This is a genomic window from Alteromonas sp. KUL150 (genome assembly GCF_009811475.1).
In the GTDB taxonomy this organism is placed as follows: Bacteria; Pseudomonadota; Gammaproteobacteria; order Enterobacterales; family Alteromonadaceae; genus Alteromonas; species Alteromonas gracilis.
Genome location: NZ_BLIJ01000086.1, coordinates 21,547 through 35,597, shown reverse-complemented (window position 1 = coordinate 35,597; position 14,051 = coordinate 21,547). Strand labels below are relative to the sequence as shown.

At 40.1% G+C, this 14,051-nt stretch carries 13 protein-coding genes; 3 read left to right on the top strand and 10 right to left on the bottom strand.

Annotation, left to right across the window (positions count from 1 at the left end):
* Nucleotides 1–59: 59 nt before the first annotated feature.
* The 4 genes from GVO62_RS18945 to GVO62_RS18930 form a co-directional block, all read right to left on the bottom strand.
* A complete protein-coding gene (locus tag GVO62_RS18945; protein WP_159120578.1) occupies nt 60–1,817 on the bottom strand; it encodes a DUF2326 domain-containing protein in 1,758 nt (585 codons plus the stop codon).
* Nucleotides 1,818–2,054: 237 nt separating this feature from the next.
* The gene (locus GVO62_RS18940; RefSeq protein ID WP_159120577.1) at nt 2,055–2,642 is read right to left on the bottom strand and encodes an ABC-three component system protein; all 588 of its coding nucleotides are present in this window, start codon (nt 2,640–2,642) and stop codon (nt 2,055–2,057) included.
* A gap of 4 nt (nt 2,643–2,646) precedes the next feature.
* Complete coding sequence (locus tag GVO62_RS18935) at nt 2,647–2,916, bottom strand: hypothetical protein (protein WP_159120576.1); 270 nt, start codon at nt 2,914–2,916, stop codon at nt 2,647–2,649.
* Nucleotides 2,917–2,974: 58 nt separating this feature from the next.
* Entirely contained in the window at nt 2,975–3,223 is a 249-nt protein-coding gene (locus GVO62_RS18930; protein ID WP_159120575.1) for a helix-turn-helix domain-containing protein, read from the bottom strand.
* Nucleotides 3,224–3,298: 75 nt separating this feature from the next.
* Between GVO62_RS18930 and GVO62_RS18925 the strand changes: the two genes are divergently transcribed.
* Together GVO62_RS18925 and GVO62_RS18920 are read left to right on the top strand one after the other, a co-directional pair.
* The gene (locus GVO62_RS18925) at nt 3,299–4,852 is read left to right on the top strand and encodes a TnsD family Tn7-like transposition protein (RefSeq protein WP_159120574.1); all 1,554 of its coding nucleotides are present in this window, start codon (nt 3,299–3,301) and stop codon (nt 4,850–4,852) included.
* On the top strand, nt 4,828–6,477 hold the full coding sequence (locus GVO62_RS18920; protein ID WP_159120573.1) for a Tn7-like element transposition protein TnsE: 1,650 nt from the start codon (nt 4,828–4,830) through the stop codon (nt 6,475–6,477). Before GVO62_RS18925 ends, GVO62_RS18920 begins: the two co-directional genes overlap by 25 nt.
* A 607-nt stretch (nt 6,478–7,084) precedes the next feature.
* Here GVO62_RS18920 and GVO62_RS18915 read toward each other — a convergent pair.
* Nucleotides 7,085–7,816: a MauE/DoxX family redox-associated membrane protein gene (locus tag GVO62_RS18915; RefSeq protein ID WP_159120572.1), complete on the bottom strand. Its 732-nt coding sequence runs from the start codon at nt 7,814–7,816 to the stop codon at nt 7,085–7,087.
* Nucleotides 7,809–8,339, bottom strand: coding sequence for a DUF305 domain-containing protein (locus GVO62_RS18910; RefSeq protein WP_159120571.1), 531 nt, complete (start codon nt 8,337–8,339; stop codon nt 7,809–7,811). Before GVO62_RS18910 ends, GVO62_RS18915 begins: the two co-directional genes overlap by 8 nt.
* A gap of 147 nt (nt 8,340–8,486) precedes the next feature.
* Here GVO62_RS18910 and GVO62_RS18905 point away from each other — a divergent pair, with 147 nt between their 5' ends.
* Nucleotides 8,487–8,924, top strand: coding sequence for an ion channel (locus tag GVO62_RS18905; protein ID WP_147402509.1), 438 nt, complete (start codon nt 8,487–8,489; stop codon nt 8,922–8,924).
* A gap of 168 nt (nt 8,925–9,092) precedes the next feature.
* Here the strand turns inward: GVO62_RS18905 and GVO62_RS18900 are convergent, their stop codons facing one another.
* The 4 genes from GVO62_RS18900 to GVO62_RS18885 are packed head-to-tail and all read right to left on the bottom strand — an operon-like array spanning nt 9,093 to nt 14,036.
* A complete protein-coding gene (locus tag GVO62_RS18900) occupies nt 9,093–9,563 on the bottom strand; it encodes a YybH family protein (RefSeq protein ID WP_040816290.1) in 471 nt (156 codons plus the stop codon).
* A gap of 13 nt (nt 9,564–9,576) precedes the next feature.
* Nucleotides 9,577–10,470, bottom strand: coding sequence for a copper resistance D family protein (locus GVO62_RS18895; protein ID WP_159120570.1), 894 nt, complete (start codon nt 10,468–10,470; stop codon nt 9,577–9,579).
* A gap of 18 nt (nt 10,471–10,488) precedes the next feature.
* Nucleotides 10,489–10,836: a copper resistance CopC family protein gene (locus tag GVO62_RS18890; RefSeq protein ID WP_009575238.1), complete on the bottom strand. Its 348-nt coding sequence runs from the start codon at nt 10,834–10,836 to the stop codon at nt 10,489–10,491.
* Nucleotides 10,837–10,874: 38 nt separating this feature from the next.
* Complete coding sequence (locus GVO62_RS18885; protein WP_159120569.1) at nt 10,875–14,036, bottom strand: efflux RND transporter permease subunit; 3,162 nt, start codon at nt 14,034–14,036, stop codon at nt 10,875–10,877.
* Nucleotides 14,037–14,051 lie beyond the last annotated feature (15 nt).

The window sequence follows — 14,051 nt, the reverse complement described above, 5'->3', positions numbered from 1 at the left end:
GTTGGCGCTTATTAATTTAAGTAGTTCATAGTATATTATATTTGGTAATGGCAGCTTTTTTAGAATGATGCCATTCTAAATAGCCTCCCTTTATCACCTGAATCATCCAGCTGTCGAATGACTTCTGTTTCAGGAAAATATACTTTTTCACCACTTTCAGTTGAGGGAACGTCACTATCTAATACACTGAGGATAAGCTGGAGACCGTATTTATTTGATACTTCACGCATTACAGTGATTAGTTTTAGTTTGACTCTGTCATCTAAGCTCTCGAGTAAGCCGTCATGATAGCAAAAGCGATAGAAGCTTTTATTCGAGTGAAGTATTAATATAACTATATCAAATATTGCAGACAGAGTTCGTTTGTAAGAGAAACCATCGCTTACAGAAGTTTGATCTTTAAGACCAATTTTAAATTCGATATTTCCTTCCCTGTTTACCTCTGTATAGAAGAAAGCCGACAAACCTAAAACGCGCTCAACCAACTCGCTGAATATGGTTACAGCCTTCTTCATTAGTTCATTGTCGCCAACACGAGTAGCTTTTGCCAGTTCACGTTCAGCCTCATTCTGGAGGATTTGCGCTTCCTCTAATTTATCTTGGAGTAAAGAAGCTTTATCTAACGTACTAACCCTCTCTTTAAGAACTGCAACTCGGCTTTGCTCAACGCTTAGCCTGCTTTGCATTTGCTTATACTTTGCAAAAGCATCTTTTTGCACCAGCGCAGTCGCAAGTGAACTTTGCTCTTTTGCAAGTTCATTTATTTGAATCTCAACTTTATCTCTCTCAGAAAATAGTTTCTTTCGCGCTGCAAGTAAGCGTTCTTTGCGGCCCTCAGACATCTGTTGATTCAAGCTAACCAAATCATTATAGGAACGTCTTAACTGTTCTGGGAAGTTAATACTTACCTCATTGAAAAGCTCTTCAACTTTCTCTAGATCAAACGAAAAATCAGTGCTAATAGAATTACTTATTTCCTTCAATCTTTGGTCTATGTCATATATCTGGGAATTTAATTCAGAAAGTTTGGTAGATACTTGTTCTACTAGCTCCGAACTGACTTCGGCATCTGCGTTTCGAAAATCAAATTCTTCAAGTTCCCCCTCAAGTCTCGAAATTCGTGCTTCAATCTGGGCTATCTCAGCTTCTAAACTCTGTGCACTTTCACTAGGAAGAGATTGAAGCTCTTTGATAGCATTATTGATTGATGCGACTTGTTGATTCTTTTCATATTTATCTAATACTAAACCGGCATCAATTCCGAGTATTTCTGCGAGATACGGCTTCCACTGAGAATCTGTTTCTCTACTCGAATTTACTTTGAATGTCTCTTCATACTGAGTTTGCTTTCTAAAGCAATATCTCAAGCCAGTTCTGAAGTGGAAGTGTTCCGCATCAAAAACATTGAGGTCAAGTAATGAGTTTAAATTTTGTTTTGCCTTACTTAATCCTAGATTTGTATATTCCCAACTACTATCTCCCTGAGCTTGCAACTCTGTCGAATAGGGCAGGGATCTAATTGATATCTTTCCATTAACAGCTCTGCTTACAGTTACAAACTTGCCTGAATCGTATTCTATTTCGAGAAAGAATATAAAATCTTTAAACTCTGATTTTTTCAGAAAGTGGTTTTTATCTATCTTTTTTAAGAGGGTAAAATTCAATAGGTCGACTAAGGTTGTTTTCCCTAAGCTATGTGACGATTTATCTTTTTTAGCTTTTGTTACATTGGCGAAAACAATATTTAGCCCATCGTGAAAATGTATAGCAGGGAAAACGTCCGCATTATTAGAGTATATTTTTACTAATCTAAGCATCCTTGCTATCCACGAGGGTCACCGTGTCTCCATCTACTAAATACTTTACCTTGTTTAACAGATATAAAAAACTAACTGACAAAGAGATGTCTTGTTCATTGATGTCACTTTTAGACAATTTGCAATAACGATACAACCCTTCTAAGGTTGTGCTTCCCCTTTGAATAAGACATTCAATCACCAGTGAAGAAATATTTATTAGACAATAATCAAGGTTTGAGAATCTTCTAGGAGTTATCAAAGCTTTTCTCCATCTGTTTTCTTACCAATTAGACAACTTGCATACAAATAAAAAAGAAAGAAACAAATCGATGCTTCTCTACCAGTCAATGCCTCATATTCTTTGTCGAGCAAAGCGTCTTCTACAGCTAGCAGTACTTCTTCAAAAGTTTCAAAAGCTCCTCTCTTTGCCATTATTTTTCTATTAAGAGAATCAGCAATATTTTCAACCATCCTACCTAGATCGGAATTACTTCTGTCTTTCAGGAAAGACTCAAGGCGAGGGAAGTATGGCTCGTATTTTAAAAGTATTTGGTCATCGTAGAATTCTTGGGACATCCCGTTAATTCTATTTTTTTCAACGATATCTATGCTCTCGAAGTCTGCTCTGGCTTTTCCATCCGTGTGCAGAACCTCGTCAATCGCCACAATTACTTCACGCATGGTACGTGGGTCAAAAACGATCCCCCCCGCTATAGTAGATGCTAGATTTACCAACCCTCCAACATATACTTTGGTACTATTATCAATTGTTTGACTGCCATTCCCATTATTGACGGCGGCAACTGAGTTATTGTTGGCTTCAGCCGAATTTCTATTAATCATATTTCTATTTGTTATTTATTATAGAGACAGAGTTATTTTTGGCCTTTGCGATATTTACCTTAGAACTTTGGAGAGCATGGACGACCAAAAAACCAATTAAGCTTAAAAAGACTAAAACCAAAAAGATAACCATTAGGGTAAAAGTCTGATCTGGCGATATTTGTGAAAATATTTCAAGTGACAACCACTCTTTATAAAGTCCAAAAAATACCGCAGCACCGAATGCTGCCAGCCCACCTATAGAAAGAGCTGCTTTGCTTAGAAAACTATCCATGTATATCCCTATTTCGAAATAGAAGCTAAATTAACAATATTACTGAAAAAATATCAATCTAACCCATTTTACTGGCATTAAATAGTATCTTTATACCTATATTGGCTTCAACATCCAGCGCCCCACAATACTGCACGTACTCATGCACAGACAAATTGCGCTGACCATTTTCAATCTTACTCACAAATTGAAAAGGCTCATCCAGCATCTCGCCTAGCTCTCGCACTGTAAGGCCTTTCTCAAGACGCGACGTTTTCAGCCAAGCGATTAGCTTCTGGTAATCCTGATGATTTGTTGATTTTATCATTTGTCCCCAAAAAAGTGACAAAGTGTTTTGTCCCTATTATGATGACAAATATGATTGTCCCGAAATTGGGGACTTATGGTAACTTTACCGCTATTTCCAGAGCCTTACCCAAACGAGTTGTTCTACAGCGTACTAGCTCGTTATAAAGTTCGGTGTGGCTTACTGCCAGACAAGTTACTGTTGGAGGACGTTTTCAGAAAGAAGACTGTTATCGCATCACCAGAAATGCCTAACGGCATAGCTCGTGCCGTTGAGAATGTTAGACCTTCTAAGATGTTTTCAGCAACAGACATCATAAGTAAGCACACATTGTTTCCTCTTTATACCGCTTTCAGCGAGGCCAGAATTAAAGAAAAGGTGTTTACTCAAATGCTTGCTTGTAAAAACAACACATATACAACGAGTTTAGGTATAGCTACATGCGCACTGAAACAGAATCATTTCTTTCGACACTGTCCAGTATGCGTTAAGGAACAATTGGAGCTTTTCGGTGAACCTTTTTGGGACAGGCGCTGGTTTGGACTATTTACGAATTGCTGTCCCCTACATGGCGTGCACTTCGTTTTAACAAGCGATGCTATTCATGGTCTGAGTCGACATACGTTCCGGCCTTTATTGGACGACCTAGCCTTCGGTTCCGAAACCGAAATTCATATCAAAAAGGCTGTCTGGCAGGAACACTTAATCGCCAAGACAACCATGCATTTGATGCACAATCATCATCAGTTCAGTTTTCCTCAACTAACTAATTTTTATTGTCAGCTTGCCCTAGAAAGAAATTTCAACCGAGGCCATTACTTAAGGCAAAACGACATCTCACATTTTATCAAAGGCTACTGGACATGGAGATGGCTAAAGAAGCTGGGTTTTACAAAGTCTTATTTTGACGGCAATGTCGCATCACTTTTCAGAAAACACAGAAAACAACATATGTATGTGATGCATATGATTGCAGCACTACCCTTTTTCAACGGAAATATCGGTAATTGGTGGGACGCTCTTACGAATTCACCGACCCCTTCAATACAACACCCAAAAAACTATAGCAAAAGCTCATTTCAGCATTCAGAAGAAACGTTGGAAAATTGGAAACATGCATGGCTAAATCTTTTACGGCAGTACGGACCGAAAGCCGCCCGGTATTCAAACTGTGATAGTGAGAAGCTTTATACTGCACTCTACAGGGCTGACAAACGCTGGTTGTTGCAGGTTAATCATCAGCACAGAGTTCAGCGAAAGGTTGATCTGATCAGAGTTTCTTGGCAGAAACGTGACTTCGCGATGTGTAAGCTATTATTTCGTGCACTATACGAAGAAAATGACATTTACTCACCACGGCGGTCGAGAAGATGGTTTCTTTCGTGCTTGCCCAATTCGGCGACTATAGAAAAAAACCTTCGCCAACTTCCCTTAACCAACAAATTTTTAAAGGCTTACAGTGAGCCTTATGAAGACTATCAATGCAGAAGATTGATCCAAAGCGCTCGCTTTTTTACCGCCAAAAATATACGCGTTAATCCATGGAAGCTATACCGAGCCGCTAGAATAAATACACAAAGATCAATATCATCGGTCGTAACAACAACATGCGGCTGGTGTATCGATTGGATTATAAAAAATACAAAATAAAAGGTATAGAAGATAACGATGAGTTACTTTACCTCGGTAAGCTTTTCAGGCCTCCAAATAAAGCTGACTGGTATATACAGGTCAGATTCAAGAATTCAGAAATAAAATCTGTTTTAGCTTCTCTTATCCCAGATCTTGCTGTCGGGCAGCAATATAACAGAACAGAAAATGCTCAAATTCCAACACAAATAACAACGTTCGCGTGGCGAAAAATTGTTGGTAACAAGAGTGGCGTGGATCTTCAACTTCCACCAGTAGACGGAATCAAAAGATTCGAGCGCTATTTAATAGTTGAAACAAATAAGGGTTATGTGGCCATACCTCAGTTAGAACTCGCAAGAATACTATTTCTCCAGAATAGTAAGATATTTCACTATGCTCTCGAACCAACATCGTTAGCAATCGACTTCTATACTTTCACACCAGACTCGGAAAACCTTATCGTTCAGGTCAATCCGACAGCCCAACTAACGAAAGGTCAGTTTGAGCGAATTTTTAATGCCAATAAATTCGCTTATACGCTGGCAGATAAAGCAGGGCGCAAGGCTTTCTTATCGATAAACGAAAATTTTCTGAAATATCGAAAATCGATTAAGGGGAAAACAGCTTCAAACCGTGATACTTACACTACATGGTGGACGTTTGGTTTCGACGCTCCAACACTCCATGGTTGTGTTTTAAGCGCAAAAGTACTTAAGTACGGTGGTATTTTCAAGCAAAATCCGATTCAAATCGTCAGCGAAATAACAAGCTTGAGCAAAGTTCCTCACTCACTGCCAGAGACCATTCGGTTTGTTAGTCGTGACTGGTTGACTACCACAGTCAAAAAGTCAGATGATGCTAAGCGTGAAGAAGGCTCCACACCTGAACTATATGAAATTGACGACGAACAAAGTGCGAGCACTTTTCTGCCCGCGAGAATTGTTGAGTCTAAGAGCAGTTCAGAATTTTCTCTGGAACCATCGCGATCTGCCAACACGCTTACTAAAAGCGGAAAGATACGGCTAGTTGTGAATGATACTGAGCGAGAAGTTTCTGGGAGCGACATTGCTAGTACGGATCTGCCAGACATTTTAGGATTAGCTGTGCCAGTGAGTACGTCAAGCAACACCAGCGACATGGCTGACGTATCAGTTTTTGACAAATTTAGGGAAATGGTCAATATAATTGCACAAAAGCCACATTTTGCACTAGCAGGATTCGAAACAAAGCAACTAAGCAAGGTAGGACACTCAAGGGTACACCTTAAGAAACCAAACAAAGCACCACGACTATCTGCAATAGCTCATTTACGAGACACTTCAACTCTGGAATCTTTTACATTGATAGAAATTGATTTGAGTGATTACATTGCCGCTGACAATTGCAGCAAAGACACTAAGCATCTATCAACTCTGGTATTCAAATATGTTTGCTTAGATGAAGCTAGAAGTAGGGTCGATCCAATTCTTTTATCATTGGTAGATAACTCGCTTAATTGGCCGAGAGAATTCCTAACGAAGAATAAAATAAAATCTGCTTTTGCACGTCACCCACCTAGCCTAAGCTCTTCGCCTTTTAATATGAATAAACAGCTAGTTACGAAATGGGCAAACGATACAATTAAAACCATCAATAGAATATAAATGATGCTAGTTTACAGAAAGCATGTAGCGAGAGACCGACATCGAAGCTATGTAGTTGTGTACTACATGATGTGTTACAGACGCATGGTGGAGGTCGGTATTCGCCCCGCATATCAGCGTTTTTACGCTAACGGCAATGCGAAGAGCGATCTGGCGCGGTTGCGGTTTTTTATGGTGAATCAGCCCTTAAGTGGCCACTTACTGAATTTTTTGCTTAAATCATGAGCAATAGCTATAGTAAAGCTGAGGATATTGTACTGTCGCAATACCAGTGAGAGGCGTTTCCAGCGTCTTTCGCTGGCTCCTTTCTGATTATTAGACACTTTCGTGATGGGCAATCCCTCTGAACGGACTGACCGATTAAATCGGATCCATACCTTTAAATTGGTAGGTCAGATATGACCTGAGTATAACCTTTATAGTTGACACCAAACGACGTAATAGAGGAATCTTAATACTGGTATTGTTGCGTCACCGCGCAGCGTCAAGCCGCCTGTGGTGTTCGTACCAATTACGGCCACTAAAAAAGGTAGCGAGACGCTCTAAATATTTCGACTGTTGGCGGCTATGCAACTGTCTAGTGACCTCTAACGAGTCTTAAAACACATTATAAAAACAACATAATCAGTGCGCCTGCTATCATAAACAAATTTTCAGATAGCGATACAAAACCAAGGGGAACGCTGCTGTCACCACCGACACAAGCACATTTTAATTCCCGTTTATCAATATACACCGCTTTGAAGACAGATATTGCACCCACAGTTCCAATGAATAATGAGAAAGGAGCTACTGCCAGCGCCGGCAGTTGGGCAACCATCCCGATCCCTGCATATGCTTCTATAAATGGGTAAATATAACCATATCTTATCCATTTCATCGCTAACAAATCATAAGTGATAAAAGAATTTGTAAAGCTGTACAAATCTTTTAATTTTTGCACCGCTAAAAAGGTCATCGAAAATGCAATAAATAACATCAAGGTTCTGATAGAAATATAAGAACCAGCAACGAAGTATTGTGCGGCTATAGCCAGAAGCGCTGCTACTGAAAATATGACGATAACAGGCGTATACGTAGTACCCGTTTGCCCTGCTTCGCCTTTATTGAAATACTCTCTCAAATCATCGTACCCGCCAACTCGTTGGCCGTCGATAAAAGCTTGTGGGGTCGTTTGTACATCATGCTTGGCTTTAAATTCGTCAGCTTCTTGTCTAGAGGTGAGTTCATGATCTTCTACTTCATATCCTTGCCTCTCTAACAAGTCTTTGGATCTCAAACCATAGGGACAAATATGCTCATCAGTCACCATTCTATATAGTTTAACTGTTTTACTCATCTTCCCCTCCTTTTCCGACTTTACCCTCAAACGATGGAACTGGTCTTTGGGATGCTTCAGCCTGTGTGATCGCCTTACCATTGGCTTCAATGTCTTTAATTAACCATTCCATTTCTTTAATTTCCTTGCGCTGGGCCTTGATAATGTTATCGGCTAACTCCCTGACGCGAACGTCTTCAATGCCTGAACGTTCACTAGTCAATATTGCAATTGAGTGATGCGGTATCATCGCTTTCATGTAAGAAGAATCTGCTACCGTTGTCTGAGAGCGAACCAAATAGACGCACACCAAGAATACAGATGCCGCCCCAATAAAAATCGCTGTATTTATTTTCTTATCGGTGTACATTCCCAGCATAAACGCCAACATAATTATGGCCATCCCCGCCCCCATATAGAGCGCCATATACGAGCGTGTTTCGCTGAACCAAATATGCGAAACAGTATAGGTGTTAAGATACATCATAATGAACATCGCAATAGTAGAGGTGATAATCATCGCTGCAAACTTGGAATATTTCATTAGCAATCCTTATTAAGATTTGTAAACTTTACATAAATCTGGCCGTACTTAAGCCATTTAAAACCAAATTCTTGAATTATAGCAAATAACGAACCAACATTATGAACCTATGAGGGTTTGACAGTTTGAGTTAAGCAGAGGGGATCAATGGTTTTAGCAGTTTTAATCGCACTAGTTGGCGTCTTAGCGGCCTGTTTGACACATTACTATGTACTGTACGGACTTCAACGGTATTATGTAAAATGTGACTGCTGTCTTTCGGTATGGCAGGCGATGCTTGCATTACTTATAATATTTGCAGTACATATTGTTGAGTCATTTTACTTTACAGGCATATATTGGGCTGCTCACCAACTCCTTGAGCTTGGTGAATTTACTAAAGCGTTTAAACCAATTTTCAGAGATTACTTTTACCATTCATTAGTGACTATGACGACCCTAGGGTTGAGTGAGTTCAACCCCGAAGGCCATATTAAATTCATCACAGCGATGCAATCACTTCTAGGCTTTATGATGCTGACATGGTCTGCTACGTTTTATTACAAACTTTTTTCGCAAGAAATTCCAAACAAAAAAAGCAATTAAACTCTTACGAACAACAGCACGATTTCACGGTTTTCCGACATATATCAATTAAGTTGGGACAAGCTTTAGCGCACTCCTGATAATACTGGGTTCCATTTTTTCTCAAAGCTTCGCACAGATAACACTGTGGTGAAGTCAATTTTATTCTCAGTCTTTTTTACCAATAAATTAATGAGACCAATGAATGTGCTTGATTTTCCATTCACCATTTTGTTTTTCCAGCACCATTGTTTCCATACCTTCGTAATCGCGCTCTTTACCCTTGTAAGAGCCTGTAGTATGACTACGCGAGGCCGATATCGCAGTATTACCAAGAACTGTCACTTGGTGCTCTAATGTTTCGCTCTTCATAGCCGCCAAGTACTTCATATCAGACAACATATGATGATGAGCGTATTCGTCTGCGCTTCTTTCAACACGACCGCCCTCATAAATGGTGACATCATCAGCTAATTGAGCACGCGCAAGCTCTTTGTTACTTGTTTCTAACGCTTCATGAAAAGCTAATACAACTTTTGCAGCTGGGGTATCCAGCCCTTTAAGCATTCCTTTATCTTTTTGTTTGTCACCATGAGCGTGAACTACAAAGCTAACCGTCATTAATAAAACGAGTAGTATATTTCTTTTTTTCATTTTCATTCTCTTTTCAGGTTTAATTTACAGGGCCGACAATACTAGTAAGCACTGCTGTTACAGATAAAATGGCAATAGCTACAAACATTTCAATTGAGATTGATTTGGATAATGTTTTTCTGCCATCATTATTTTTGAGCTGCGGGACTAATTTCAATTTATGTGTAGCGGCTATTTTCATTACGCAAATCACTAACAACAATTTAACTAATATGGTTTGTCCATAATTAGTAAATAGCAGAGCATCTAATCTACCCACCAACTGAATTGCCAATAATAAGCCAGCGATTAAGAGCAGACTTACCATGACACTAGCTTGTTTTCCAAACCTTTCCATCAATTGATAAAGCTTTTCGAATTCCAACTTATTGCAGGCTTTTTTAAGAGGGTAAAGGGCACCAAACCACCACGCCATTACAATGACATGCACCATTAATAGACCTTTTTCAAAGACCCCCATGACGGAAACGTGTCCAGCCAAAGTAAATGAATAAGAAAGAAAAAATAGACATATGACAAGCACGGCGTTTAAGACATATTTAGTAAGCTTCCAAACACAAAATTGAGAAGAAATTACTACTATCGCAACCCCAATCAGGCCAATCAAGCGCCATAGTGTGGTATCGCCTATTGACGAATCCCACATGATACTAATCATATCTAGGTCTAGCGCTCCTACTATTCCTTCTTCAACCATTGCGCCAGTGTTAGCAAAGAACCAAATTGCATTTGCTAGAAAAGCTATTAAGGCGGCAATAAGGGTTATCTGACTAAATGATCTTCTTTCTCCATTTTCCAAAGTATTACCGCCGTACACATTGCCAAAAAATGTATATCCAGCAATACAGGCAAAGCCAACGTAGAACGCAGTTTTCGTCAGCACTATGACCGTATTCCAGATATAAATTTCCATAGTAATTACTCTACTTAATTAATGAACCATGAAGCCAAAGTTGTCCTTCATCTTGTGACCATCTTTACCTAAGAAAGTGACATCTACGATGTAATTGGCTGGAGCCAACTGAGGTAGCTTCCATGAGAATTCACTGCTCGCTTCTTTTGAAGGTTGAAAGCCAAACTTTACTTTTTTTCCCTGCTTATTTTTTAACGATACTTTGACTAAACGCACTTCTTTACTGAACTTAAGTGTAAGTTCCTCTGGGGATGTCATTAACATTGCATTATCCGAAGGCGAACTTTTTTCAAGATTTACGTGTGCGAACACAGCGCTACTAATAACAACGCTGATTACCGCTAAGATTTTGATTAATGCTTTCATATTTACCTCTTTTAAAATTTATGGTTTAACGACTAAATTTAGCTTTTTGATAACTCTTGATTAAAGAAATTTATTTCTCTCTTTTTAACAATTGAATAAATAGCAGGCAGTACAATGAGAGTTAGTAACACTGCACTCGTCATCCCACCGACCATAGGTGCTGCGATGCGACTCATGACCTCCGAACCAGTGCCTGTTCCATATAAAATAGGTAATAGACCGATGATGATTGTTGCCACGGTCATCATGACAGGGCGTACACGCAAACCAGCGCCATGTAACAAGGCATCTTGATAATCTGCGTCAGAAATCTGTTCTGCTCGCTCGGTCGCTTTTTCCTTGAGATCTGTAAGAGCTTGATTCAAGTAAACCAGCATGATGACTCCAATCTCTACGGCAACACCTGCTAGCGCAATAAAACCAACACCTACAGCGACGGAAAAGTTAAATCCTTCCAAATACATTAGCCATAAGCCACCAATCATTGCCATAGGTAATGTCACGACAATAATGGCTACTTCGCTAAACGAGCGGAAATTCAAATAGAGCAAGATCAAAATAATGGCTAGCGTTAAGGGCAAAACAAATGTCAATTTTTCTTTTGCTCTTTCCATATATTCATACTGCCCAGCCCAAGAGATTGAGTAACCTGTTGGAATTTCTAGATTTTGCTCAAGGTACTCTTTAGCATTCGCTACATATGTCCCGACATCCACGCCTTCGATATCAATAAATGACCAGCCATTAATGCGAGCGTCTTCACTTTTTATTCCCGGAGCGCCATTCTCAACACGGATATCTGCTACATCTCCCAATGCGATACGCTGATCATTCGGAGTAATAACAGGCAATCTAGCGAGTTGCTCAGGCGAATCTCTATAGTCTTGTGGATATCTTAAATTGACAGGGTAACGCTCTTGTCCCTCCACAGTTTGAGTGACATTCATGCCTCCAATAGCCGTCGATACCACCTGCTGAACATCAGCAATATTTAACCCGAATCGACTCGCCTTTTCACGAGAAATATCTATCTTGATATAACGGCCGCCAGCTACACGCTCGGAATAAACCGATGCTGTTCCCTCTACCGCTGGTAACAATTGTTCAATTTGCTGACCTATTTCTTGAATCTTATCAAGGTCAGGTCCTGCTACCTTTATTCCAACAGGAGTTTTGATACCCGTCGCTAGCATATCTATCCGGGTTTTTATTGGCATCACCCAAGCATTTGTTAAGCCGGGTAATTTAACCAATTCATCAAATTCAGCTTTTAAACTTTCAGTGGTTACTCCGTCTCGCCACTGCTCTTGTGGTTTCAACTGAATGAATGTTTCAATCATCGTTAAAGGGGCAGGGTCAGTGGCGGTTTCTGCACGACCAACTTTGCCAAAGACGGTCTCGACTTCAGGCACTGTGCGAAGTAACTTGTCCGTTTGTTGTAATAATTCGCGAGCTTTACCAATGGATATGCCGGGGTAAGTTGTTGGCATATACATCAGGTCACCTTCATCCAATGGCGGGATGAATTCACTACCAATCTTATTAACAGGCCAAAAACCCACGGCGGTAACCAATAACGCAATTACAATGGTTGATTTAGGGAATTTCATAACCTGTCTTAACACAGGCATATACAGAGCGGTCAGTACGCGGTTCAATGGGTTTTTCTTTTCCGATATAATCTTTCCACGAATAAAATATCCCATAAGAACGGGAACCAGAGTTATTGCCAATCCAGCGGATGCAGCCATCGCATAGGTTTTAGTGTATGCAAGAGGGGCAAACATTCTTCCTTCTTGAGCTTCTAGAATAAAGACTGGTAAGAATGACACTGTGATAATAAGTAGACTGAAAAACAATGCTGGACCAACTTCACTTGCAGCTTTAGCAACAATTTGCCAACGGTTTTCATCCGTCAATGGCACGCCCTTTTTATTAAGAGCTTCCATGTGCTTGTGCATATTTTCAATCATTACAATTGCACCGTCCGTCATGGCTCCTATCGCTATTGCAATCCCACCTAATGACATAATATTGGCATTGATACCTTGCATGTACATGATGATAAAAGACACCAAAATTCCTAAAGGCAAGGTAATAACTGCGACAATGGAAGAACGTAGATGAAACAAAAATGCCGCACAAATTAGTGCAACCACAATTAGCTCTTCAATCAATTTATCTGATAGATTGCTAACCGCTCGTTCAATTAACTTAGATCTGTCATAAACAGGAACAACTTCAACACCTTCAGGCAAAGAGGCTTTTAATGATTCAAGTTTTTCTTTTACACCGTCAATTGTTTGCTGTGCGTTTTCTCCAAAGCGCATTACCACGACGCCACCAACAACTTCGCCTTCACCATTTAACTCCGCTATCCCTCGGCGCATCTGTGGACCCAATCCAACATCAGCTATATCGCCAATACGCAATGGCGTACCCTGCTCATTAACGCCTAACGGTATTTTTTCGATGTCACCAACGGATTGAATATAGCCAGTGGCAGTTACCATGTACTCAGCTTCGGCCATTTCAACAACAGACGCACCTGTTTCTTGGTTACCTCTTTTCAGCGCCATTTGAACGTGAGTCAATGGTATGCCGTAGGCTCGCAACTTATCTGGATCAACTTGAACTTGGTATTGTTTAACCATGCCACCAATTGCAGCGACCTCAGAAACTCCCGGAACCGTTTGAAGCTCGTATTTTAAAAACCAGTCTTGGATACTTCGCAACTGACTAAGATCATGATTACCAGATTTATCAGTGAGCGCATATATATAAACCCAGCCCACACCTGTTGCATCAGGCCCTAGCTGTGGTTTTGCTGAATCTGGTAAACTCGAAGCAACTTGACTCAAATACTCCAACACACGACTCCTTGCCCAATAAAGGTCTGTGTCGTCGTCAAATATGATGTAGACATATGAGTCGCCAAAGAACGAATAACCTCGAACCGTTTGTGCTCCCGGTACTGAAAGCATCGCAGTAGTTAAAGGAAAAGTTACTTGATCTTGTACTACCTGAGGTGCTTGTCCCGGATAACTCGTTTTGATAATTACTTGAACATCTGACAAGTCAGGAAGCGCATCGACAGGTGTATTTTTTAACGCAAATATTCCACCAAATGCGATGATAAGCGTGGTTAATAACACAAAGAAACGGTTACCCACTGACCATCTAATTATTGATTCAATCATTACTAATCTCCCTAT

Excerpts from the sequence above, each read along its gene's own strand:
- GVO62_RS18890 (WP_009575238.1), bottom strand. The coding sequence starts at position 10,836 with ATGAAAGCATTAATCAAAATCTTAGCGGTAATCAGCGTTGTTATTAGT.
- GVO62_RS18910 (WP_159120571.1), bottom strand. The coding sequence starts at position 8,339 with ATGAAATATTCCAAGTTTGCAGCGATGATTATCACCTCTACTATTGCG.
- GVO62_RS18900 (WP_040816290.1), bottom strand. The coding sequence starts at position 9,563 with ATGAAAATGAAAAAAAGAAATATACTACTCGTTTTATTAATGACGGTT.
- GVO62_RS18945 (WP_159120578.1), bottom strand. The coding sequence starts at position 1,817 with ATGCTTAGATTAGTAAAAATATACTCTAATAATGCGGACGTTTTCCCT.
- GVO62_RS18940 (WP_159120577.1), bottom strand. The coding sequence starts at position 2,642 with ATGATTAATAGAAATTCGGCTGAAGCCAACAATAACTCAGTTGCCGCC.
- GVO62_RS18935 (WP_159120576.1), bottom strand. The coding sequence starts at position 2,916 with ATGGATAGTTTTCTAAGCAAAGCAGCTCTTTCTATAGGTGGGCTGGCA.
- GVO62_RS18895 (WP_159120570.1), bottom strand. The coding sequence starts at position 10,470 with ATGGAAATTTATATCTGGAATACGGTCATAGTGCTGACGAAAACTGCG.
- GVO62_RS18930 (WP_159120575.1), bottom strand. The coding sequence starts at position 3,223 with ATGATAAAATCAACAAATCATCAGGATTACCAGAAGCTAATCGCTTGG.
- GVO62_RS18915 (WP_159120572.1), bottom strand. The coding sequence starts at position 7,816 with ATGAGTAAAACAGTTAAACTATATAGAATGGTGACTGATGAGCATATT.
- GVO62_RS18925 (WP_159120574.1), top strand. The coding sequence starts at position 3,299 with ATGGTAACTTTACCGCTATTTCCAGAGCCTTACCCAAACGAGTTGTTC.
- GVO62_RS18905 (WP_147402509.1), top strand. The coding sequence starts at position 8,487 with ATGGTTTTAGCAGTTTTAATCGCACTAGTTGGCGTCTTAGCGGCCTGT.
- GVO62_RS18885 (WP_159120569.1), bottom strand. The coding sequence starts at position 14,036 with ATGATTGAATCAATAATTAGATGGTCAGTGGGTAACCGTTTCTTTGTG.